At 37.5% G+C, this 23,050-nt stretch carries 24 protein-coding genes and 1 pseudogene; 24 read left to right on the forward strand and 1 reads right to left on the reverse strand.

Going from position 1 to position 23,050, the window contains the following annotated elements; genetic code table 11:
• The first annotated feature begins 43 nt into the window (after positions 1–43).
• On the forward strand, positions 44–1,342 hold the full coding sequence (locus LCM23_RS04245) for a bifunctional folylpolyglutamate synthase/dihydrofolate synthase (RefSeq protein WP_224935836.1): 1,299 nt from the start codon (positions 44–46) through the stop codon (positions 1,340–1,342).
• Positions 1,343–1,457: 115 nt separating this feature from the next.
• Here LCM23_RS04245 and LCM23_RS04250 read toward each other — a convergent pair whose 3' ends face one another.
• Positions 1,458–3,005: a PilW family protein gene (locus LCM23_RS04250; protein ID WP_224935837.1), complete on the reverse strand. Its 1,548-nt coding sequence runs from the start codon at positions 3,003–3,005 to the stop codon at positions 1,458–1,460.
• 60 nt (positions 3,006–3,065) lie between these two features.
• Between LCM23_RS04250 and LCM23_RS26150 the strand changes: the two are divergent.
• From LCM23_RS26150 to LCM23_RS04360, 23 genes and pseudogenes are all read left to right on the forward strand, one after another.
• Positions 3,066–3,146, forward strand: a pseudogene (locus LCM23_RS26150) (prepilin-type N-terminal cleavage/methylation domain-containing protein); the annotation flags it as partial.
• Between the two features lie 3 nt (positions 3,147–3,149).
• A complete protein-coding gene (locus tag LCM23_RS04255) occupies positions 3,150–3,431 on the forward strand; it encodes a hypothetical protein (protein WP_263624127.1) in 282 nt (93 codons plus the stop codon).
• Positions 3,422–3,814, forward strand: coding sequence for a hypothetical protein (locus LCM23_RS04260; RefSeq protein WP_224935838.1), 393 nt, complete (start codon positions 3,422–3,424; stop codon positions 3,812–3,814). Before LCM23_RS04255 ends, LCM23_RS04260 begins: the two co-directional genes overlap by 10 nt.
• Entirely contained in the window at positions 3,811–4,980 is a 1,170-nt protein-coding gene (locus tag LCM23_RS04265; RefSeq protein WP_224935839.1) for a VanW family protein, read from the forward strand. The genes LCM23_RS04260 and LCM23_RS04265 overlap by 4 nt, the downstream gene beginning before the upstream one ends.
• 13 nt (positions 4,981–4,993) lie before the next feature.
• Complete coding sequence (locus LCM23_RS04270; protein ID WP_224935840.1) at positions 4,994–6,682, forward strand: GspE/PulE family protein; 1,689 nt, start codon at positions 4,994–4,996, stop codon at positions 6,680–6,682.
• A complete protein-coding gene (locus LCM23_RS04275) occupies positions 6,648–7,688 on the forward strand; it encodes a type IV pilus twitching motility protein PilT (RefSeq protein WP_224935841.1) in 1,041 nt (346 codons plus the stop codon). Before LCM23_RS04270 ends, LCM23_RS04275 begins: the two co-directional genes overlap by 35 nt.
• Positions 7,681–8,883: a type II secretion system F family protein gene (locus LCM23_RS04280; RefSeq protein ID WP_224935842.1), complete on the forward strand. Its 1,203-nt coding sequence runs from the start codon at positions 7,681–7,683 to the stop codon at positions 8,881–8,883. The genes LCM23_RS04275 and LCM23_RS04280 overlap by 8 nt, the downstream gene beginning before the upstream one ends.
• 111 nt (positions 8,884–8,994) lie before the next feature.
• A complete protein-coding gene (locus LCM23_RS04285; protein ID WP_404826576.1) occupies positions 8,995–9,471 on the forward strand; it encodes a type II secretion system protein in 477 nt (158 codons plus the stop codon).
• A 12-nt stretch (positions 9,472–9,483) separates the two neighbouring features.
• On the forward strand, positions 9,484–10,227 hold the full coding sequence (locus tag LCM23_RS04290; protein WP_281202394.1) for a prepilin peptidase: 744 nt from the start codon (positions 9,484–9,486) through the stop codon (positions 10,225–10,227).
• Between the two features lie 22 nt (positions 10,228–10,249).
• Complete coding sequence (gene pilM, locus LCM23_RS04295; RefSeq protein ID WP_224935844.1) at positions 10,250–11,179, forward strand: type IV pilus biogenesis protein PilM; 930 nt, start codon at positions 10,250–10,252, stop codon at positions 11,177–11,179.
• Positions 11,180–11,743, forward strand: coding sequence for a hypothetical protein (locus LCM23_RS04300; RefSeq protein WP_224935845.1), 564 nt, complete (start codon positions 11,180–11,182; stop codon positions 11,741–11,743). It begins immediately after the preceding gene.
• Positions 11,740–12,423, forward strand: coding sequence for a hypothetical protein (locus LCM23_RS04305; protein WP_224935846.1), 684 nt, complete (start codon positions 11,740–11,742; stop codon positions 12,421–12,423). Before LCM23_RS04300 ends, LCM23_RS04305 begins: the two co-directional genes overlap by 4 nt.
• A 149-nt stretch (positions 12,424–12,572) precedes the next feature.
• Positions 12,573–13,511, forward strand: a complete 939-nt coding sequence (locus LCM23_RS04310; RefSeq protein WP_224935847.1) for an SPOR domain-containing protein — start codon at positions 12,573–12,575, stop codon at positions 13,509–13,511.
• A 248-nt stretch (positions 13,512–13,759) separates the two neighbouring features.
• On the forward strand, positions 13,760–14,350 hold the full coding sequence (locus tag LCM23_RS04315; protein ID WP_224935848.1) for a Maf family protein: 591 nt from the start codon (positions 13,760–13,762) through the stop codon (positions 14,348–14,350).
• Positions 14,351–14,368: 18 nt separating this feature from the next.
• Positions 14,369–15,058 (forward strand): RadC family protein, encoded by a 690-nt coding sequence (gene radC / locus LCM23_RS04320; protein WP_224935849.1) that lies wholly within the window; start codon positions 14,369–14,371, stop codon positions 15,056–15,058.
• A 163-nt stretch (positions 15,059–15,221) separates the two neighbouring features.
• Entirely contained in the window at positions 15,222–16,244 is a 1,023-nt protein-coding gene (locus LCM23_RS04325) for a rod shape-determining protein (RefSeq protein ID WP_095372401.1), read from the forward strand.
• A gap of 101 nt (positions 16,245–16,345) precedes the next feature.
• Positions 16,346–17,242: a rod shape-determining protein MreC gene (mreC, locus tag LCM23_RS04330; RefSeq protein ID WP_224935850.1), complete on the forward strand. Its 897-nt coding sequence runs from the start codon at positions 16,346–16,348 to the stop codon at positions 17,240–17,242.
• Positions 17,239–17,757 carry a rod shape-determining protein MreD gene (gene mreD / locus LCM23_RS04335; protein ID WP_224935851.1) on the forward strand — a complete coding sequence of 173 codons (519 nt, stop codon included), beginning with the start codon at positions 17,239–17,241 and terminating at the stop codon, positions 17,755–17,757. Before mreC ends, mreD begins: the two co-directional genes overlap by 4 nt.
• Before the next feature lie 262 nt (positions 17,758–18,019).
• Positions 18,020–18,697: a septum site-determining protein MinC gene (gene minC / locus LCM23_RS04340; protein WP_224935852.1), complete on the forward strand. Its 678-nt coding sequence runs from the start codon at positions 18,020–18,022 to the stop codon at positions 18,695–18,697.
• A gap of 1 nt (position 18,698) precedes the next feature.
• On the forward strand, positions 18,699–19,502 hold the full coding sequence (minD, locus tag LCM23_RS04345; RefSeq protein ID WP_224935853.1) for a septum site-determining protein MinD: 804 nt from the start codon (positions 18,699–18,701) through the stop codon (positions 19,500–19,502).
• Positions 19,503–19,945: 443 nt separating this feature from the next.
• The gene (locus LCM23_RS04350; RefSeq protein WP_224935854.1) at positions 19,946–20,725 is read left to right on the forward strand and encodes a M23 family metallopeptidase; all 780 of its coding nucleotides are present in this window, start codon (positions 19,946–19,948) and stop codon (positions 20,723–20,725) included.
• Positions 20,718–21,584 carry a M50 family metallopeptidase gene (locus LCM23_RS04355; RefSeq protein ID WP_224935855.1) on the forward strand — a complete coding sequence of 289 codons (867 nt, stop codon included), beginning with the start codon at positions 20,718–20,720 and terminating at the stop codon, positions 21,582–21,584. Before LCM23_RS04350 ends, LCM23_RS04355 begins: the two co-directional genes overlap by 8 nt.
• Before the next feature lie 17 nt (positions 21,585–21,601).
• Positions 21,602–23,044: an Rne/Rng family ribonuclease gene (locus LCM23_RS04360; protein WP_224935856.1), complete on the forward strand. Its 1,443-nt coding sequence runs from the start codon at positions 21,602–21,604 to the stop codon at positions 23,042–23,044.
• Positions 23,045–23,050: the final 6 nt, after the last annotated feature.

Raw genomic sequence — 23,050 nt, forward strand, 5'->3', positions numbered from 1 at the left:
TCTCCTCTTATAATGGTTATATTAATAAAGGTGGCAGATAGAAATGTTTACAACATATGAAGAAGCAATTGGTTGGATTCATTCTCGTCTTCGTCTTGGGATCAAACCAGGATTACAAAGGATGGAATGGATGATGGAAAAGTTGAATCATCCAGAAAGAAGACTGAAGGTTATACATATAGGGGGAACGAATGGTAAAGGTTCGACACTAGCTTATATCCACTCAATCCTTGAAGCAGAAGGGATTATGGTAGGTACATTTACTTCTCCATATATAGAGCAATTCAATGAACGGATTACATTAGGCGGCAAGCCGATTTCTGATAAAGATATTGTCCAGCTAGTGAATGATATTTATCCACTTGCAGTAGAGCTCGAAGGATCAGAACTAGGAGAGCCATCTGAATTTGAAATTATAACAACAATGGCGATTCATTATTTTGCCCATATTGAACCGGTTGATATTGCTTTGTTTGAAGTAGGATTAGGTGGCAGACTAGATTCAACAAATGTCCTTCATCCCCTATTATCTATCATTACAAATATCGGTCTTGATCACACAGCGATATTAGGTGATACGATTGAGAAGATTGCCTCTGAAAAAGCTGGGATTATAAAGCCTGGAACACCAATTATTACTGGTGTTAAGCAAGATGAGGCAGTGGCTGTTATCGAAAAGACAGCAAAAGAAAAACATGCAAAACTTTATCAAGCAAATAAGCAATTCCAAGCGGAGCATATCGTATCGACAGAAGTAGGTGAGTCCTTTTCTTTTCAGAATACATTTAGTCAAAGAGACTATTTAGAAATATCGATGCCAGGTGTTCATCAAGTAGAAAATGCCAGCTTGGCGTTGATGGCGATTGATTTTCTGAATCAATATTTTTCCTTTGTGATTTCAGAAGAAAGCATAGGGAGAGGCTTGAAGAAAACGTATTGGCCCGGTCGTTTTGAGCGCGTGGCAACAGGCCCACTAACGATTTTAGACGGAGCACATAATGAAGAAGGAATGGCTGCTGTTTGTGACGAATTAGAAAAGCGCTATCACGATCGTGATATTTATTTTATTTTTGCAGCATTAAAGGACAAACCACTGCAAGGCATGATTCAAAGAATGGAGGATTGTGCGAAAGCGATTACTTTTGTAGGTTTTGATTTCCCTCGTGCGGCAAAAGCTGAGGAACTGTCTGCAATCAGTCAAAAGAATCATCATTTAGTTACAGCTGATTGGCAAGAAGCAATAAAAGAAACGAAAGAAATGATGCGTGAAAATGATGTTTTAGTGATTACAGGTTCCCTATACTTTATTTCTGAAGTAAAGCGTTTTTTCGCTCATCAATAATGATTGGTTACGATGGATATTGCTCGTAGCCGTATAAGTAAAGGGCGTCAAATAGCTTTTAGAATCGCCCTTTACTTTTTAGTTGACCAACATGAATAGAGCATCATTATGTGTCTTATTCAAGAGGGAAATCCTTTTCTTGAGCAAAAAAATCACTAATCGGGATATAGTTCACTGTTGTTCCCCCACTCATAAGGTAAACGCCATTTTTAGCAATGATACTACCATTAAATTCTCCTCCATAAAAGGTTACACTTCCATATGGAGCAAATACGACTCCGCTAAATCGTTCAATCCATTGACTTTGTGAACCGATATATACATCACCGGTAGCAATAATTACTGCTTTTGAAAAGGAGTTTATATAACGGTATTTTTCGTCAAGATATGGAGAAATGGTAATATCTCCTCCAAATAATTTCATATTTTCACTTTTTACTGAGGAACCATAGCCATTTGCTTCATACCATCCTGCTGGTTTGGTTTTAAGAAGAGGGTAAGAAGGGATGCTACAACTCGTTAACTTTTCTAAAGATGTTCCTTTTTGATAAGCGGATAAATTTATATTATTCGGATGATACAATTCTCCAACATATGTTGCTAAAGCGGAAGGAGAAAAGGATGGAGTCCAATCAACCGTCAAGTCTTGATGAGAAAAAAGCGCCTTCTCAAAGTAAGCATCTTTGATGTAAGTGTCACCACCAATATGTACGATATCTTTATATGTTCCTCCAGGTAACACTGCATCCTTCATTATGGTTAGAGGTTGATAAAAAGTCGTATCCTTAATATTGGCCCTTCCATTCACAACGGTATGACCATATATAGAACGTCCACCTGTGGCTGAAAAGTCGCCGTTAATACAAACTTGCCCTGGCTTTGAGGCTGATCCTAATCCTGCACTACCTCCTTGTAAATTTACATCTCCATCTATAAATAGATTAGAAACACTACTTAAGGCCCCGCCATTAATGTGGGTAGTTTTTAATGAATCCCCAATATATATGGTTGCATCGCTACCATTGATTCGGTTACCATGAAAGGCAAATGAGGAACCATGGATAAATAGTTGACTTTCAATCATACATTGATAGAAGCTGTCAGAGCAAGTAGAATTTTCTCCTTCATTAGGGTCCTCGCCATTATCATCGCCCCCTCCTCCGTCGCCGGGATTCCCCTCGTTTCCAGAATCGTCCTCTTTATCTCCTAACAGCAGTTTGTTTATTTTAGTATGAACACTGAAAGTATCTTCTCCGCCTGCAAGAGTGAATTGAACATCAATTACATCACTAGAAATGAGGCAATCCTCAAGAGGTTTCACATCATCTTCATGATAACTACAATAAGGATCTGCTCTGCTTTGATTATCAGGTTTAATCGAGATGTCTTTGAAGTGAATATCATTTCTTAATAGTAAAGAAGGTAGCGATAAAGAATATTGTGGCGTTGTTGCATATTTTACTTGATGTAAGTCTCTTAAATAAGCCATAATGAGGTTAGATTCTTGCCTTAAATTGACAGAAGTAAAAGTCTTACTTTTTGTTTTCTCTATTGAAATAAAAGTACCATAAATCACAGAACTAATAATTGAAAGGATAGCAATGGTCGCTAGTACTTCAATTAATGTCATACCTATGTTATTTTTATAGTTATATTTACCCATTTCTTTATACCCCCTTTATACCTTTATTTTACATAATAATTATTTGGAGGTGAATGAGAAATTTTTAAACTATTAAAAAAACAAAAGGGGTTAACGCTAATTGAAGTCATTGTTTCTCTTTCGTTAATTACAATTGTACTTACTGTGTTTATTTCTGTCTTTATCAATGCAAACGGACAAATAACAAGAACGGAGGCTGATTTTACTGCAATACAACTAGCAGAGAAAGCATTAATAGAGGGAACGTGCGGTCAAGAAACTGTTGATATAAACGAACAAGAATATGTGATTAAAGTGATTCAAAAGATGGTGGAAGAAAAAGCTATTTTGAAGGTTACTGTCTCTACTGGAAAGGAAGGAGATGAGCCTTTAGAGGAACTCTATGGTATATCACAACTTGAAGGTGAGGGTTCAAGGTGCGAGTAAAGGAAAATGGCGAAAAGGGGTATGCACTTGTTACTGTTCTCTTGATTATATTGTTGCTATTTATTATCATCCCACCGCTTTTGTTAGGTGTCCTTCAATCAACCAAACAAATCACTCAAAGTCAATTTGATATCCAACATCATCGTTTGATTGAAGTAGGAGTAACCCTATTTTCTACCCAAGAAGGGAACAAGGCGATCGCGCTATCTGACCATCACTGTGTGGTTTTCGCTACAGATACATCTTGGGTTGAGATAGGAGATGAGACGAGTGCTTGTACCTGTGACAATGCATTGGATATAGAAGGGTTAGGTATCATCCCTATTTATAAAAATAAGTGCGGAGCTGCAATGGCGTTCGTACATGAAGGTGAAGAAAAATGAAAGCAAGAATAATTCTAACAAGTATTGTACTAATTCTTTTGCTCATCATCGTTTGGCAGTATGTTGCTCATGCCACTCCTCCTTCTATTCATTCAAGTAAAACGAAAGTGGCAGATGTGGTCATTAAAGGTTTAAGTGAAGGAGAAATAAAAAGTAAGTTACTGCAAAAAGTTGAACAATGGCGAAATAAAGCACAAATAAAGGTTACCTATCTAGATGAAGAATGGATACTTGACCCGCAATTATTTCGCTTTAACGTGGAGGGTACTGTTAAAGAAATAACAGAAGGAACAAATCATCCACTTTTTGTTGAATATGATAAGCAATTGTTTTATGAGCGTGTAGAAGAATTATTTTCACAATTGACGTTGAATGAAGAAGAGATGAATAAAATCTATGAGGACATGGTAGATAAAGTTAGTAGATTAGAAACATCCTTTAATGTGCAAATAGAGGAGTACTTACTAGTAACACTGGTACAAGAACCACTCGCTCAAGTTGTACTACAAGTAGATGATGATTGGAGTGGCTATGCCCAATCCGTTGCTATCGATAAACGTTCCCTTTTCTCTGTGTTAGATCAATTCGGTGAGGAAAATGATCTACCTATAATAGCAACAGGCATTTATCAACTTATTTTACATACGAATTTTTCCATTGAAGAAAGATACATTCAAAATAAGCTTCCAAGCTTTACTGAGGCAGGATATGAAGCTTACGTGGACAAGAAAAGACAACATGATTTCAAATTCTACAACCCTCATACTGTCAATTATACAATCAAAATAGAAGAGAGCAGGGGGAGGATGTATTTTACTTTATTGGGGCCACCATTTATTTATGATTATGAGGCTGTAATAAAAGAGACGGAGCAAATTGAGCCACTGACAAAGGTATATAACCAAGAAGGGTTAGAAGACGGTGCGAAAATCATTGAAGAAGGTGCCATGGGTATACGGGTTGTCATTGAGCGCCAAAAGCGAAAAGGTATGTTCATAGAGACATTTGCTAGATTGAAAGATTATTATCCCCCCATATCTACAATTGAATGGAGAGGTGACGGTAGGGAAGAAGAAGAGAACAAAGAAGTAACAAAGGATTCAAATGAAGAAAGTGAACCGCGTGATGATTTATGGGGGATAGAGGGCGAAAAAATGGAGAAATAAAGGAGGAAATCTCTTGCGCAAAAAATTAGGCGAATTATTAATAGATGCTGGTGTCATCACCCATGAAGCATTAGAGAAGGTATTACGGGAAAAGAACAAGAGTCAAAAGCTTGGGGATGCCTTACTACAAAGCGAATTAATAACGGAGAAACAACTCATTCAAGCGCTCGAGTGGCAATTGGGCATTCCTCATGTGGACTTAACGGCTTATCCAATCAATCCCTCTATTTTGCAACTTATCTCAATGGAAGTGTCGAAGAGAAATCTTGTCATTCCTTTAAAGCTTGAGGGTGACCATCTCCTCGTGGCGATGGCGGACCCTCTAGATTACTATACAATTGATGATCTTCGTTTAACAACAGGGTATAAGATTCATCCGGCCATTGCTGCTAAAGATGATATTGTTCGTACGATCCATCGCTATTATCGAGATGAACCTAAAGAAGAAGTGGCAGCTGGGAGTGAAAGGAAAGGAAAGCAAAGAAGTAGAAGGAATGCACCGATTATCCAGTTAATAGATCAATTATTAAGTAGTGCCATTGCCATGAAGGCTAGTGATATTCATATAGATGCACAAGAAAACAGTGTTGTTATTCGCTTTCGCGTTGATGGGTTATTACATCGAGAGCGGGAATTACCGAAATCTATCCAAAATGAACTATTTTCAAGAATTAAAATTATGGCAGAGTTGGATACAACCGAGCAAAGGATAGCACAAGACGGACGTGTCAAAATACCAATTGATTATCGCACGGTCGATATAAGGGTGTCTCTTATTCCGACGGTTCATGGGGAAAAAGCGGTATTAAGAATATTAGATCGGCAGGAGCGGCTTATGCAGTTCGAACATCTTGGCTTTCAAAAAGAACATTTAATGCAAATAAGGCAGATGATTCAGCAACCAGCAGGTATCGTTCTAATTACAGGACCAACTGGTGCTGGAAAAACATCCACCTTATATGCCGCCTTACATGAAATGAATAAAGAAGAAGTCAATATCATTACGATCGAAGACCCTGTTGAACAAATTCTAAAAGGAATCAATCAGCTACAAGTTCATAAGCAAGTGGGGATGACCTTTGCTAGTGGATTGAGATCTATATTAAGGCAAGACCCAAATATCATCATGATCGGTGAAATAAGAGATCAAGAAACAGCCCAAGTCGCTATAAGGGCAGCTTTAACAGGGCATCTCGTTTTAAGTACTCTCCATACAAATGATAGTGTGTCAACGGTGATGAGGTTAATCGATATGGGAATTGAACCTTTTCTTGTGAGCTCAGCATTAAATGGTGTGGTTGCTCAAAGATTGGTACGCAAAGTCTGTCTTGAATGTAAGGAAACCGTTACACCGACTTCGTATGAACAAACGGTATTTGCTAACAAAGGAATTGAACTCGAAAACTTACAAAGAGGGAGAGGTTGCAGTCATTGCCAGATGACAGGGTATAAAGGGAGAATCGCTTTACATGAAGTTTTTACATTAAACGACGCTTTGCGAAAAATCATTACTACTGATCATGATACTACTACATTAAAAATCGCAGCGAAGAAAGCTGGGATGAGAAGCTTATTAGAAGACGGATTGCATAAAATCTCTCAAGGGCTGACCACTTTAGAGGAAGTGTTAAAGGTAACGATGTTAGAGGAAGGGGGGAGTTTAGGGAATGAAAATGATAGATTTGTTAACGAGCGCGTATAACAAACAGGCATCTGACTTACATATTAGTGTAGGGACTCAACCGATTATTCGTAACAATGGTGTGCTAGAAAGAATCACAGAGGAAGTATTAACACCACAGGCGACAGAGGAGATGGCTAAAGAAATCATTCCTGTTCATCTATGGAAAAAATTTAAAGAAAAAGGGGAATTAGATTTCTCATATGGCATTCCTGGTTTATCACGTTTTAGAGTGAATGCTTATCATCAAAGGTCATGTATAAGCCTCGCAATTCGTGTTGTTCCAGTCAGCATTCCAACATTGAATCAGCTTTCTTTACCGCCGGTGTTAGCTAAAATAGTTGAGCAACCACAAGGGCTTTTCTTGGTGACTGGACCAACAGGTAGCGGCAAATCAACAACATTAGCGGCTATTATTCAACAAATGAATGATACTTTATGTAAGCATATTATCACTTTAGAAGATCCGATTGAGTATTTACATAAACATCATCGGTCAATTATTAATCAGAGAGAAGTCGGTTTTGATACACAAAACTTTGCCAACGGGCTGCGGGCTGCATTAAGACAAGACCCTGACGTCATATTGGTGGGTGAAATGCGTGACCTTGAAACGATTCAAACAGCGATTACAGCTGCTGAAACGGGTCATCTCGTTCTAGGCACATTGCATACATCTAGTGCTCCTTCAACCATTAATCGCATGATTGATGTTTTTCCGGCTGACCAACAAACGCAAATTCGCTTTCAACTTGCATCTGTCTTAGTAGGGGTTTTTTCGCAGCGACTCTTGCCCTTAAAAACGGGTACAGGTCGAACGGTAGCTACTGAATTATTAGTGAATACAGCAGCAGTAGCTAACCTTATTCGTAACGAGAAAATCCATCAGCTCATCAATGTGATGCAAACATCAAGAGAGATTGGCATGCATACAATAGAGACTAGCGTAACGAAATTATTACAAAAACAGCTCATCTCTCCGGAGGTGGCTTCTCCCTTTATAAAAGAAAGGAGACGTCATGGCTAGATTCTCATATGTCGCTAAAAGCTTAAAAGGAAAGCGAACAGGAATCATCCATGGCTGGACAAAAAAAGAGGCGGTTACTAAATTAGAGCAAAAAGGATTTCGGGTTATCGAATTAAATGAAGTGAGAGAAACATTCTGGACGAAAGATATTGCTATAAAAAAGGGATTAAAGACAAGTGTGCTTGTAGTGTATTTGAGGCAATTCGCTGCCCTTTTACAAGCTGGAATTACAGTAATTGAGGCAACAGATATGTTAGCAGAGCAGACGGAAAATAAACGATTAAAGCAAGCATTATTAAGTATGAGAGACACTTTGGATGAAGGAAAGCCTCTATCGGAAGCAGTAAAAGAACACCCTGATTTGTTTCAGCCTTATATGATTCATATGATACATGCCGGAGAAGCCGGGGGGATGCTAGATGATGTCGTACGCCGTCTGGCTGATTATTATGAAAAACAGAATCAGCTAAAAAACAAGGTTTTATCTGCCCTAGCCTATCCTATTGTTGTTAGCATCATTGCTATTTTTGTTGTTCTATTTTTAATGTTACAAGTGGTACCGACATTTGTTCAAATGTTCGCAGGTTTCAATGCAGAACTTCCAGCCATTACGATATTTGTCCTTCGTATTAGTGACTACCTTACGATGAACTGGTATATGATTCTCTTTTTCTTATTCGTGCTTGTGCTCACGATTTTACTATTTCGTGATCATAAACTCCTTAAAGGTTGTAGAGACTGGTTATTGTTACGCACCCCTTTTATCGGAAGAATGCTTATTATTAAAGAGGTCGCTTTATTTACGAGAACATTATCGAGCTTGTTAATCAGTTCAGTATCGATTGTAGAAGCACTTAAAATAGTGGAAAGAATGGCTTCCTTAACGGTAATAAAAACGATTCTACAAGATGCAAACCTCAGTATTGAGACAGGAAAATCATTAGCGAAACCAATGAAGAATCGCCTACTACCTCCATTGCTTTCACATATGATTGCCGTTGGTGAAAGAAGTGGTTCCTTAGATGAGATGCTTGAAAAAGTAGCTGATTTATATGATAGTGAAATCGATCAGACAACCGAACGGATGAAAGCGCTGCTTGAACCGCTTATGATTATCATCTTAGCACTTATCGTCGGTACAATCGTTATGAGTATCGTTGTGCCGATGTTTGATATTTTCAATCATGTCGAATAAAATCTACCATTTAGAGGAAAAAATATCTATTTATTTCACAGAAAAATAGTATAATATACTTAGGTAATTATACCTATTTTAAATAAAATGATAGAAAGGTAGATGAACATGTTGAAAAAATGGAAAAAACAGTGTAAAAATGAGCGAGGGCTAACGCTTGTTGAATTATTAGCAGTTGTTGTCATCCTCGGCATACTAGCAGCCATTGCTGTGCCTAGTATCGGAGGATTGATTGATAATAGTAAAAAGGATGCTCACGTCGCCAATGCAAGGCAGATGATTAGTTCGGCTAAATTAATGGTAGCTTCAGAGGATGTTATTCCAGGAAGCACTGAAAATGAAAAGTTCTATTTAGTTGATTTAGAAGAATCTGGGTATTTGGAGAAGATGGATGATCCAGATAAAGTTAAAAATGGATATAAAAGAACTAAAAATAAGAATGGTTCTTATGTTGAGGTGGAAAAAAGAGAAAACAATATTACATACAAAGTTTTCTTAACAAACGGAGAAAGATCAGTTTCTGACGGTAATAATGAAGCCGTTCAAGAATCTGACTTATCTAGAGAAAGTGTTAAGGAACAAAGTTAGGAGGTCAATCACATTCTACTAATCTACTTATTTATCACAGGCCTCATCCTCGGCTCCTTTTACAATGTTGTCGGTTTGAGGGTACCTATGAAAAAATCGATTGTAAAACCGCGGTCAGCTTGTCCTGACTGCGGCCATAACTTACAAGCATTTGAATTGGTGCCAGTGTTATCTTATTTATTTCAGGGCGGGAAATGTCGTCACTGTGGTGTGAGGATCTCGCCATTATATCCTATCGTTGAACTGTTAACAGGGCTGTTATTCGTACTCGCGCTTGTCACGTTAGGTTGGACGCCAGAGCTTTTGTTTGCTCTAACGTTGATTTCTTTATTTATGATTATTTTTGTGTCGGATATTCAATATATGTTAATACCGGATCGTATTTTGCTAAGTTTTGCAGTCATTTTTATAATAGAACGATTGATTTGGCCACTTTCACCTTGGTGGGATAGTTTAGTAGGTTGCGCTATTGGCTTCTTTTTGCTTCTTGCCATTGCAGTTGTGAGTAATGGTGGGATGGGCGGCGGTGATATTAAACTGTTTGCGTTATTAGGGTTTGCACTTGGTGCAAAGCTTGTCTTGTTAACCTTTTTCCTTGCGACGATTTACGGCGCTGTATTCGGTTTACTAGCTATGCTACTAGGCAAAGTTAAACGAGGCAACCCCATCCCCTTTGGCCCTTTTATTGCAGCAGGGGCGCTATCTGCTTACTTTTTCGGTAAAGAAATATGGCTGTATTATTTACAAATCTTCTAGTTTAGACAAAGGAGTTTAAATGATGGCTTTATCTTTCTTAAGAAAAAGCTTTTGTAATTTAGTTATAGAGGATGATTGCATTCGCTATTGCCAAGTGAACAAGCGGCAGTTTCCTTATGGTACAAAGCTAGCAGTGAAACCTATTGCAAAAGGAATCATTGAAGAAGGAAAAATAATAGATGAAACGGGGTTATCCTTAATCCTCCAAAGCTGTGTGGAAGAATGGCAGCTTCATCGAAAAAAAGTTAGATTTATAGTCCCGGATGGACAAAGTGTTGTAAGGTCAGTAGTTATTCCTGATGAAGTGCCTGAAAAGCATATTCATGGATATTTGGATATGGAAATAGGGGCGAGCATTCATTTACCTTTTCAACAACCAGTATTTGATTATCACCTCATGCCTAGTAAAGAGGTGAATGAAGAGAAACGTGTGTTGTTAGTTGCTGCGGAGGAGACGCTCGTTCATCAGTTTGAACAAGTAATCGCTCAAGCTAATGTTTACCCAGTAGAAGCAGAGATCACAGCATTATCTATATGGAGGTTGAGCGCCTATTTAGGATTAGCTGAGGTTAATGAGAGTGTTGTTATCATTCATTTTGAAAAACAAGGTGTTCATATCTCTATCATTCATCATGGTATTCCTATGCTTGTTCATTATTTACCCTATGATGACAATATAGAATTAACCAATGATGATTATTTATTTACCGAAGTGTATCGTGAAGTGGATCGATTACAAGATTTTCATTTTTTCACCCTTCAACAAACCAATCATGCAACTACAACTGTTTTATTAAGTGGTGAAAATATTATACATAGTTTTCAGTTGTTTTTAAGTAGTAGAATGACAAGCCGTATAGCCATTGTTGACGCTAGGAAAATAATGGATGATAAAACGATTGTACCTTCAATGAATAAGGTGCTGGGGTTAGCGTTAAAGGATGTGCTTTAAATGACAGTCAATATAAATTTGTTGCAAAAGCAAAAGCCTTTAGTTAACCCAACTTTTATAGTTATCTTGTTGGTCATCCTGCTACTACTCTTAGCTTCGATTTTCGTAGGAGCCTACAAAATAAAAAGAAGTATCCAGTCAATTGAGGAAGAATTAGCGTATATACAAGTTGAAATATTAGAGCAAACAGAAATGTCGAATGAGAGAGAGCAATCACAATCGCTAGAAGAGTTAATAAATGCGACAACTTGGCTAGAACAAGAACGCGTGAATATCACCGGTTTTTTATCTGAATTAACAGCTCTTTTGCCAACAAGAGGCTATATTCTTTCGCTGCAGCTATCGAACAAAAATCAGGTTGAGATGATTGTTCAATTTGATACACAAAGAGAAGCCGCTTATTTGTTGCACAGTATTAAACAAGCTGATTGGTCTAAAGATGCTTCTTTAGCAACGATTAATGAGCAACAGGCATTTGAAATGGAACGGTCTCGTTTTGAAGCTAGTTACTCCTTCACGTTTGATCCCTCTTATTTTTCAATCGTAGAGGAGGAAAAACGTTGACTGTGTTCAAAGGAAGTAAATATTGGTTGTTGGTTATTGTTTTATCCATGCTTATTACAGTTGTATTAACCTACGTTCTTTACTTATACCCACTCAAGCTTGAGGAATCGGCCATACAAAAAAGGGTCATCACAGAAGAAGCACGGTTAAATGGCTTAAAGGAACAAGGCTCTTCCACAACGGTATCACACACAGAACAATGGGAAGATGCTCAACTGCATCTACCTGTCGAGCCATTAGAAGAACAATTTTTATTATTATTAGATGAAGCGGCAACGGTCAATAGAATTCAGCTTACACAAATGGCCATTAATGTTGAAAGCGTTCATTCGGATGAGGCGGCAAATAGTGAAACAATCAATGATATTTCGACAACATCAGAAGAAGATATGGTTGAAGTAAAGTTGCCCAATGGATTAGAAAAGACCGTGATTAGCATGCACTTGCAATCTCAAAGCTATGAGGATTGGCTTTCATTCACAGAGGAATTACAGCATCTAGAGCGGTATACAACCATTGAGTCAATCGAAATCACCCAGGTGAAAGATGGTATAAGAGATTACATTATGGTTGTATCAGTTTATCATTTTCCTACCGCTATGGATTTAAAGGAAAATGATCCTAAAATCGTCAATGGTCAAGCTGCTGGCAAGTCCTATCCTTTTGAAGATAGAGACTGACGCCTTTCTTTGACAAAGTTTTTATCCATGATGGAATTTGACGAAATCATTCTGTAACAAGACGACAAAAGTCTTGTTATTTTTTTTTTCTCCTATGATAAAGTGATGAAAATAATAGTAAAAGGCAAGAGGGAGGGAAGTGGACAAAGATGGACAAGCATAATGGAAAGGCGAGAACAATCACAATAAAATTAAATCAGGACGGTCAACCGAAGCATAAAGAAGAAGGTGTAAAGGAGCAAGCGGCCACAAAGGAAAATGAAGCGGAGGATCAATTTGATTGGATTTTACCAAGTGGAGAAGAAGAAGTAGATTGGGAGAAAGAACTTGCAGATAGAGAAAAAGTGACGAAAAAGAAAAACAAATACAGTAAAAGCACAACTAAGAAAAGTAGTTTTAAACAAATGAAATATCAATTAAACCCGTCGATGTTTTTTACCATTCTGTTTGCTGTTGTTATCGGAACGGGATTTGGGTTGGTAATGTTAAATGTTCTCGATAAAGGGGAAACGGCAGAGGGAGGCGCCGCAAATTCCCTAGTAGGTGCATCAGGAGCAGTAACTGCGGGTAGTGAGACGGCAGAATTACCTGCTTTAGATACGTTTATCGTCCAAGGAGGTGTTTTTACTACCAAGGATAGTGCAGAGGGTATCGCTGCTTCGTATAAGGAAAAAGGTATTCCGACATTTATCCACCAGAATCAAGAACAATATACACTTATCATCGGAGTAGCAGCTACAAGTGAAGCGGCTAAGACTATGAGTACCCAATTAGAAGGTCAAGGTGCAGAAGTGTTTGCTAAAGAGTATACGATTGATGGTGCTAAGGTAGAAGGTTTAACGGCAGAAGAAAAGAAAATCTTAGAGCTCTCACCCCAAGTGTATCAATTATTGACAGGTGAAGCGTCCCCTGAACAAATTAATGCATATTCAAGTACGTTAAATGAGATTAATCAAGGGCTGAACCATGAAGACTTAATAGCATTAAAGGAAAAAATGCTTACTGCTCTAAAAGCTAATAACGGTAAGGACGCTCAACAGGCAGTCTTAAATTTCCTACAATCATATACGGTCATCGTTCAAACTTAAAAGTTTCTTAGTATATTATTTTCTGGGGAATAATTTAATTTTATTTCTAATTGAATCTATGAAACACTGATTTCACTGTCTATATTTATTTTTAGCAGATTACCTCTGTTTAGCTCGATTTTCTTCGGGCTATTTTTTGTGTGTAAAATCATATTATTAGATGATTTAAAATTGTTAATAGATGGATTGTTTGATACGATAGAGAGGTATCTCCCAATTTGAAATACGATGAAAGTAAGGTGAACCACATGCAAACACAAACCCTCATACTCGCTTCCACTTCTCCTCGTAGAAAACAGCTACTTGAACAAATAAATTTATCTTTCAAAGTAAAAGGCAGTCATGTTGATGAGCAGTTTGAAGCCAATTTAAAGCCGGATGAAATTGTGCAACAATTGGCGGAACGAAAAGCGAGAGCAGTCTACAATAACGAAAGTGATACTTTTGTAATTGGCTCAGATACGGTTGTTGTCCAAAAAGGCGAGGTTTTAGGCAAACCGATTGATGAAGATGAAGCGTATCTTATGCTTAAGAACCTATCGAACGGTACACATGAAGTGTACACAGGTGTAGCGATACTAACAGCTAATAAAATAACTCGTTTTTCCGTTGTTACAAAAGTTGAATTTTGGCCGCTATCAGAAGAAGAAATCTATGCCTATATCCAAACGGGTGAGCCTTTTGACAAAGCGGGGGGCTATGGGATCCAAGGAATTGGTGCTACACTTGTTAAACAAATACACGGAGACTATTTTGCTGTGATGGGATTGCCTATTTCACAAACGATTAGAGAGTTGCGCAAAATGGGCTATTCACTTCCTCACCATTTGTTTGGATAATGAAAAAGGAGGAAAGGGATGCATACGGAAAGCTTAATGATTAAAGACTTCCCTCAAGATGAAAGGCCGAGGGAAAGGTTAATGCAAAGTGGACCAGAGAGCTTATCCAATCATGAACTAATAGCTATTTTATTGCGGACAGGGACAAAAAATGAATCCGTTTTGCAGCTGTCCAATCGCTTGCTAACAAAGTTTGATGGATTGCGTTTATTAAATGATGCTTCCCTTAGCGAAATTACCGAAGTGAAAGGTATTGGCCAGGCAAAAGCCATTCAAATCATGGCAGCTGTAGAAATCGGCAGAAGAATGGCTAATTTAACCTTCGATGAAAGATACAGCATTCGTTCACCAGAAGATGCTGCTAATTATGTGATGAACGAAATGCGTTTTCTATCTCAGGAACATTTTGTTTGTCTTTATTTAAACACTAAGAACCAAGTTTTAAGCAAACAAACCATTTTTATTGGTAGCTTAAATGCCTCTATTGTTCACCCACGAGAAGTGTATAAAGAAGCTTTCAGACAGTCTGCCGCCTCGATTATTTGTCTGCATAATCACCCCTCTGGCGATCCGACTCCAAGTAGAGAAGATATTGATGTGACGAAAAGGCTAACTGAATGTGGTAAAATAATTGGGATAGATATTCTCGATCATATTATCATTGGTGAAAAGAAATTTGTCAGTTTAAAGGAAAAAGGTTATATCTAGCACTATGTTTTTATTTGACGATACGATATAATATTGTTTATGATTTTTTAGGGGAAGTATAGTATTTTACCTATCATTTTTTTAAGAATGAGGGACTGTCAGATGCCCTATTAAATAAACCTTATTTTAAAAATCGTATAGTATCAGAAAGGGAGATACAGGAATGTTTGGATTTGGTACAAAAGACCTTGGGATAGATTTAGGAACAGCAAATACACTTGTGTATGTAAAAGGTAAAGGAATCGTTGTTAGAGAGCCATCGGTCGTGGCACTTCAAACTGATACGAAACATATTGTTGCCGTTGGGAATGACGCTAAAAATATGATTGGTCGTACACCGGGAAATATCGTGGCATTAAGACCAATGAAAGATGGCGTAATCGCTGATTATGATACGACAGCAACAATGATGAAATATTATATGAAACAAGCGAATAAAAATAAGGGCATTTTTTCAGGTAAACCGAATGTTATGGTCTGTGTACCTTCTGGCATTACTGCAGTAGAAGAAAGAGCTGTAGTAGATGCAACTAGACAAGCTGGTGCAAAGGATGCATTTACCATTGAAGAACCATTTGCAGCAGCAATTGGTGCGAATTTACCTGTATGGGAGCCGACAGGAAGTATGGTTGTGGATATTGGTGGCGGTACAACTGAAGTGGCTATTATTTCTTTAGGGGGAATTGTTACAAGCCAATCAATCCGCATTGCTGGGGATGAAATGGATGATGCAGTCATTAATTATATCCGTAAAACTTATAATTTAATGATTGGTGATCGAACTGCTGAAATGATTAAATTAGAGATTGGTTCTGCTAGTGAAGCGGAGGGTGTAGAAAACCTTGAAATCCGTGGGCGTGATCTTTTAACTGGATTACCAAAAACAATTGAGATTACAGGTGATGAAATTTCAAAAGCATTAAAAGATACGGTATACTCTATTGTTGATGCTGTAAAAGTAACATTAGAAAAAACACCACCGGAGTTAGCAGCTGATATTATGGATCGTGGCATTGTTTTAACAGGTGGAGGAGCGTTGTTACGCAATTTGGACAAAGTGATTAGTGAAGAAACAAAAATGCCTGTTCTTATTGCAGAAAACCCACTGGATTGTGTGGCGATTGGCACTGGCAAAGCATTAGATCATATTCATTTGTTTAAAAATAAATCTAAAGACTCTCGCTAAGAATAGTGACCTACAGAAAAATTAGGCATTAGTGGCCGTCATTAATGCCCTGTTTTTCAAGTTTTTTTATTGCATAAAATATAACAATCGAGGTGTTTAGCATGCCACAGTTCTTTCTGAATAAACGCCTGATTATTTTGCTTGTAAGTATCATTATTCTCGTATCGTTGATAGGCTTTTCTTTAAGAGAGAGAGATAGTGTTACATGGCCAGAACAGTTTTTAAAAGATATGACGGGATGGGTGCAGAACATTGTTGCCGGTCCAACACAGTACATTGCTGGTTTCTTTGAAAATGTTCAAGACTTGCAAAATACATATGAAGAAAATAAAGAACTGAAATCTAGATTAGATAAACTAGCATTTTTAGAGGCAGAGGTACAATTGTTAGAAAAGGATAATGCTGAGCTTCGTGAAATACTAGAAAAAGAAGATAGTTTAACCGACTATGAACCTATACAGGCTACAGTAATCGGTAGAAATCCTTTAAGGTGGGAAGAAAAGCTTACCATAAATAAAGGAACCAGAGACGGTATTGAGGCAAATATGGCGGTTATTACAGCTAATGGACTCATTGGTAAGGTGAAAAGTGCACAAACCTTCACGTCCACGATTCAGCTGGTGAGTTCTAAAGATCCAACGAACCGTATTTCAGCTGTTGTTCAAGATGGTGAGAAAAAAGAAGAAACTTTTGGATTAATTGAAGGCTACGATGAAAAAACAAAACGTTTGCTTATGACGAAGATACCTTATGATGCAAAAGTAGAAAAAGGGCAAATGGTAGTGACATCTGGTTATGGTGGAGTATTCCCTAAAGGCTTGCCAATTGGAAAAGTTGTTGAGGTTACACCTGCGGAATATGGCCTTACACAAACTGCATATATTGAGCCGAATGCGGACCTATATGACATTCAACATGTAATGGTAACGAAACTTAACAGCATTAATCCAGAGATTCAAGAAGAGCTTGAAGAATTAAATGAGGAGGAAGAAAGTTGAGAAAATACCTTCTCCCTCTCTTATTTATTTTCTTATTCGTCATTGAAAGTACATTTGCCCTTATGGTCGCTCCAACAGAGATGTTTGCAAATGAGAGATGGCTTATCCCTCATTTTTTACTTGGAGCGATTATGCTTTTAGTTATTTTTGGCTCGAGGAAGCTAGGTTTACTTTACGCTTTTATTTTTGGATTGCTGTTTGACATTGTTTATACTGAAATTATCGGTATTAACCTATTTTTATTTCCAGTTGTCACTTATATTGTGTATCAACTAATGAAGATCTTACAGAATAATCTTATTGTGACGACAATCATTACACTTTTTGGTGTAGCATTAATGGAGCTAGGATCTTATGGGGTCAACTATATTATTAGTATTACAACAATGGGATTCTCGGATTTTATCTTTATGAGATTCATTCCAACACTTATATTGAACCTCATTTTTATCGTCATAGTCATTTTTCCATTGAAGAAATATTTTGAAAGATATGTTGAACGACTATCGTTATAATGTTAAGTCTGTTCTAGTCAATAATGAAGAAAAACGAAGAAATAAAGTTGAATGACTGTTTCAGGCAACTTTAGAAACCGGTTATCCGGTTTCTTTTGCCATATAATTATTCTTTTCAACCAGAGTGAAGATTGAGTTTGCAAGAAAAAAGGATTTTGCAAACTGATGTCGAATTTATTCCTACAATATGTATTGAGAATCAGAATGAGGCGAGATAACAGAATGGATCTGTTCTTGTCTTTCTTGAGGTGAACATCTTGAAATGAATAAAAGACAAAATGTAACGATGAAGGGCACAAAGGATGGGATTACACTCCATCTTGATGATGCCTGTTCTTATGAGGAACTTAAAAAAGAATTAAATCATAAATTAATAGAGAGTAGTAAAAGTCAAGAAGATAAATTGATATCTGTCCTTGTACATACAGGTAATCGCTATTTAACCTCCTCTCAAGAGGAAGAGATAAAAGAGTTAATCAGGCAAAAGAAAAATCTTGTTGTGGAGTCTGTGCTTTCTAATGTACTGACAAAGGATGAGGCTGAAAAGCAAAAGCAAGCAAATGAAATCGTCTCTATAACAAAAATTGTTCGGTCAGGTCAAGTGATTGAAGTCCCGGGGGATTTATTGCTCATTGGAGATGTAAACCCCGGAGGAACAGTAAGAGCTGGTGGCAATATTTTTATTATGGGCGAGCTAAAAGGAATTGCACATGCGGGTTACTATGGTAACCAGGAGGCTGTGATATCAGCTTCTATTATGAAACCGACACAGCTTCGAATTTGTGATAGTATCACTCGTGCGCCTGATGAAAAACAAGATGAAAACAGTCGCGAAATGGAATGTGCTTATATGAATGAAGAGCAGCAAATCATTATCGACAGACTACAAGTATTGGTACATGTAAGACCAAATATATCGAATTTGCAAGGGGGATTCTAGAGTGGGAGAAGCGATAGTCATTACATCCGGAAAAGGCGGCGTTGGTAAAACAACAACATCTGCAAATATTGGTACAGCATTAGCCCTGCAAGGAAAAAGAGTGTGCCTTGTGGATACAGATATTGGACTAAGAAATCTTGATGTTGTTATGGGCCTTGAAAACCGTATTATTTATGATTTAGTGGATGTAGTTAAGGGGCGTTGTAAGATGCAGCAAGCCCTTGTGAAGGATAAACGCTTTGATGATCTTCTTTATCTCCTGCCTGCGGCACAAACAAGTGATAAGAATGCGGTTGACCCGGAAGAAATGAAAATATTAATAGACGATTTAAAGCAGGATTTTGATTATATTATTATTGATTGTCCTGCGGGGATTGAACAAGGCTATCGTAATGCCGTTTCAGGAGCAACAAAAGCGATTGTTGTAACTACACCAGAGGCAACAGCGGTACGCGATGCCGATCGCATTATCGGGTTGTTAGAGCAAGAAGATCATATCGAACGTCCAAGGTTAGTTATTAATCGTATCCGACCACAACTTATGAAAAACCGTGATACGATGGATATTGATGATATTACGAGACACCTCGATTTAGAATTATTAGGCATTGTAGCGGATGATGATCAAGTGATTCGGGCGACAAATCAAGGAGAACCCATCGCAATGGATCCAAATAATATCGCCTCTATTGCTTATCGAAATATTGCCCGCAGAATTCTTGGCGAGTCTGTACCACTTCAACAACTTCAAGAAGAGAATACCGGTGTTTTTACAAAGATAAAGAACTTCTTCAAAGTAAAATAACAAATGAAATCCTTAGTGATCTGTTGTCACTAAGGATTTCTTAATATTTGTCATGGGAAAAGGTATAGGACTATGGAATATTCTGCTAAGAATAATAAGAAGTACAGCAAACGGTCCAAATGCACCATCCATGAAGAAGCCATTCAATTGCAGAAATGTAAGCTTTTTATCAAAAAAGCGACGTATAGTCAATTACCCCTGTTAGTACCCCTATCTTCTTCTATAGAAAGCACTCTAAGAGTTAGATCGTTCATAATAAAAGGATTCACTATCAACAGTCTAAGAATAAACACAGATATAGTGATCATTTATAAGAGGGTAGCTTTCCAACTACAACTAGGTGTTTGACAACACAAAAAAACTTCTCCCTTATCTATCTGTCATACTTAAAAACCTCTCATCATAGACTTGTACAAATGCTGATGAATAGGTGGGAAGTTATAATGAGCTCAAGAGCTGATGATATAAGAAAACGGATGGCTAAAAGAAAAAAAGAGATGGAGAAGAATAAGCCTGTTCAAAAAAAATCGAAAAAAATGAATTGGTTGCAAGATGAGGAGAGGCATGGATTTGACCAACTTCCCTCATATGATAGTCCACCTCCTAAAGATTCAAATACGAATCACCCATTATTTAAAAAGGAAGTTTTTCTATTTAAAGTGCTCGTATCAGCCTGCTTATTCCTCATAGTGGCCATTATGTTTAAAAATGATGGAGCAATTTTTGAAAAGCCGAAAGCCTTTGTTGTAGAGGCAATGGATAAGAATTTTCAGTTTGCTACTGTTATTAATTGGTATGAAGAGCAATTCGGACAAACCTTTGCCCTTTTGCCAAAGCAGAAACAGACAGAAGAATCTGTTGAGGAAGCGCAACCAAGCTTACCAGCAACAGGCAAGGTATTACAAGCCTTTGAGCAAGATGGTCAAAAAATTTCGATTGAAACAAACATGGGTGAGAAAGTAGAGGCTGCAAATGGAGGAGTCGTTGAATTTATTGGCGAAAAACCTGGGTTTGGACAAACCGTTATCATTCAACATGCCGATCAAACTCAATCTTGGTATGGGAATTTAGCTGAAATTGAAGTAAAAGCATATGACTATGTTGAAAAAAGTGCAGAAGTAGGAGAAGCGGCTACTAAAGAGGATGGGAAAGGCCTGTTTTATTTTGCCATTAAAAAAGGGGATGACTTTGTTGATCCTTCACAGGTGATTCCTTTTGAATAAATGGATCTTACTTTTTAAGCAGATACGTATCCATCCTTTACTCTGGTTGGTAGTCGGATTAGCTATTATCACTTCTCATTTCAACGAGCTTTTTCTTTTACTATTGATTATTTTTGTTCATGAAATAGGACATGCTGTGGCCGCACAGTTTTTTTCTTGGAGAATAAAAAGCATTGTGTTACTTCCATTTGGCGGTGTGGCAGAGATGGACGAACATGGCAATCGTCCATTAAAAGAAGAGTTAATGGTAATTTTAGCAGGGCCTATACAGCATGTTTGGATGATTGCTGTTGCCTTCCTATGTTTTGAATGGCAGCTAGTCACACCTGAGTTCTTTTCTTTGTTTGTCCAGTATAACTTGATGATCTTACTTTTTAATTTGCTTCCGATTTGGCCATTGGATGGTGGAAAACTAGTCTTTTTGTATTTGTCTTATTTTTATGCATTTGGTGATGCACATAGGAAGGCGTTACAGCTGTCTATTTTTATGCTCATATTGTTTTTAATTGCTTCTCTTTGGATTCTCCCTTTTAATATTAATATTTGCATCATCCTTGCATTCTTACTTTTTTCCTTATACTATGAATGGAAACAGCGCAGATATATATTTATGCGGTTCTTATTGGAACGATACTATGGAAAGCATAGTGAACTACGTAAATTAAAACCGTTAGTCGTTCAAGAATCTGAACCAATCATGAAAGTGCTCGAGAAATTTCAACGTGGTTGTAAACACTCGATTATTGTTGAGACGGGGAATAAAGAAAAGAGTGTGCTAGATGAAAATGAGTTATTACATGCGTACTTTGCGGAAAAGAATGTGTCAGCTCAAATAAGTGACTTAGTGTATGTTTATTAGAAGCGAGGAAAGTAGATTTGAAAAGATTAGTGATCAATACAATAAATAGAGAAAAAAGGTATGCCCTGCTCGATCAAAATGAAGTTGAAGAATTGTATATTGAACCTTTACAACTCGAGACAAAAGTAGGGAATATCTATCTAGGCATAGTTGAAAAGGTAATGCCGGGGTTAAATGCACTCTTTGTCAATATTGGTGAAGAAAAGAGTGGCTTTTTGCATAAGGATAAATTACAAAGTTATGCACTTGAAGATGATGATAAGAAGGAAAAACGTAACCTTTCTTCTTTTGTCCATCAAGGGGAAAGGTTACTTGTACAAGTAGAAAAGGATCAAACGGGAACGAAAGGACCAAGGTTAACTGGGATCGTTGAATTGCAAGGCAATTATATGGTCTATTTGCCGTTTGGGAATTATCTTGCTGTATCCAAGAAAATTACTAATCAGAGTGTCAGAGAACAATTAAAGCAAAACTGTGCGAGGTTGCTCGAAGCAAAGGAAGGTCTAGTGATTAGGACTGCTGCGAAAGATGTTGATATGGCTGTACTGGAAAAAGAATTAACACAATTGCGTGTGAAATATCAGCAACTCCATGCCGCCTCTCTCTTAATAAAAAGACCCGGTGTAGTTCAAACAGAAAATCAATTTTTACATAAATTACGTCAAGTCATACAAAAAATGAAAAGTGGGGAAGTAATTGTGGATGATGCTACTGTCAAAAAGCAGTTACAACCTAAAGACAATGTCACATTTCAACTTCATACGAATCAAGAAGCTATCTTTACAGCCTATGGTCTCGAACGTGAAATTGAAAAAGCATTAAAAAGAATTGTGTGGTTAGATAATGGTGCTTATCTGATTTTTGATGAAACAGAAGCGTTAGCTATTATTGATGTGAACACAGGTAAATTTTCTGGAAAACACCAATTGCAAGATACGGTCTTAAAAACAAATGAATTAGCGGCAAGGGAGGTGGCGAGACAAATACGTATCAGGGACTTAGCAGGAATGATACTGATAGATTTTATTAGTATGGAAAAAGAGCAGGATAGAATACATATTTTATCTGTTATAAAAGAGGCCCTAGCTACCGATGAAAGACAAATAAAAGTAATTGGATTTACACCTCTTGGTATTTTACAATTGACGAGAAAGAAAACGAAGGTGTCTCTTTCTGAAGCTTTACAAGAGAATTGTACAGTTTGTCATGGGAAGGGTAAGGTATTGCGCGCAGAAACGGTTGCCTTTCGTTTAGAGAGAGAATTGTGGTCGTATCGGACCCGTGATGAGGAAGCGGTTCTTATAGAGGTGACAAGGGATGTCGTTGCTGTATACACTAAAGAGGAGTTACAGCAATTAGAAGAAAGCTGTGCGAAACACATTGTTTTCGATTTCATTGATCGCCCAAAACCAAGCTATCATATAAAAAGATTTGGTCCTTTGAAAGAAATGCAAGTGTAATCGTGT

Origin of the sequence: Cytobacillus kochii (assembly GCF_020171845.1) — a bacterium.
GTDB classification, from domain to species: Bacteria; Bacillota; Bacilli; order Bacillales; family Cytobacillaceae; genus Cytobacillus; species Cytobacillus kochii.

Coding starts and splice junctions, on each gene's coding strand:
- LCM23_RS04265 (WP_224935839.1), top strand. CDS start 3,811: ATGAAAGCAAGAATAATTCTAACAAGTATTGTACTAATTCTTTTGCTC.
- LCM23_RS04315 (WP_224935848.1), top strand. CDS start 13,760: ATGCAAACACAAACCCTCATACTCGCTTCCACTTCTCCTCGTAGAAAA.
- LCM23_RS04325 (WP_095372401.1), top strand. CDS start 15,222: ATGTTTGGATTTGGTACAAAAGACCTTGGGATAGATTTAGGAACAGCA.
- LCM23_RS04310 (WP_224935847.1), top strand. CDS start 12,573: ATGGACAAGCATAATGGAAAGGCGAGAACAATCACAATAAAATTAAAT.
- LCM23_RS04250 (WP_224935837.1), bottom strand. CDS start 3,005: ATGGGTAAATATAACTATAAAAATAACATAGGTATGACATTAATTGAA.
- LCM23_RS04350 (WP_224935854.1), top strand. CDS start 19,946: ATGAGCTCAAGAGCTGATGATATAAGAAAACGGATGGCTAAAAGAAAA.
- minC (WP_224935852.1), top strand. CDS start 18,020: ATGAATAAAAGACAAAATGTAACGATGAAGGGCACAAAGGATGGGATT.
- mreC (WP_224935850.1), top strand. CDS start 16,346: ATGCCACAGTTCTTTCTGAATAAACGCCTGATTATTTTGCTTGTAAGT.
- radC (WP_224935849.1), top strand. CDS start 14,369: ATGCATACGGAAAGCTTAATGATTAAAGACTTCCCTCAAGATGAAAGG.
- LCM23_RS04275 (WP_224935841.1), top strand. CDS start 6,648: ATGAAAATGATAGATTTGTTAACGAGCGCGTATAACAAACAGGCATCT.
- LCM23_RS04245 (WP_224935836.1), top strand. CDS start 44: ATGTTTACAACATATGAAGAAGCAATTGGTTGGATTCATTCTCGTCTT.
- pilM (WP_224935844.1), top strand. CDS start 10,250: ATGGCTTTATCTTTCTTAAGAAAAAGCTTTTGTAATTTAGTTATAGAG.
- LCM23_RS04300 (WP_224935845.1), top strand. CDS start 11,180: ATGACAGTCAATATAAATTTGTTGCAAAAGCAAAAGCCTTTAGTTAAC.
- LCM23_RS04280 (WP_224935842.1), top strand. CDS start 7,681: ATGGCTAGATTCTCATATGTCGCTAAAAGCTTAAAAGGAAAGCGAACA.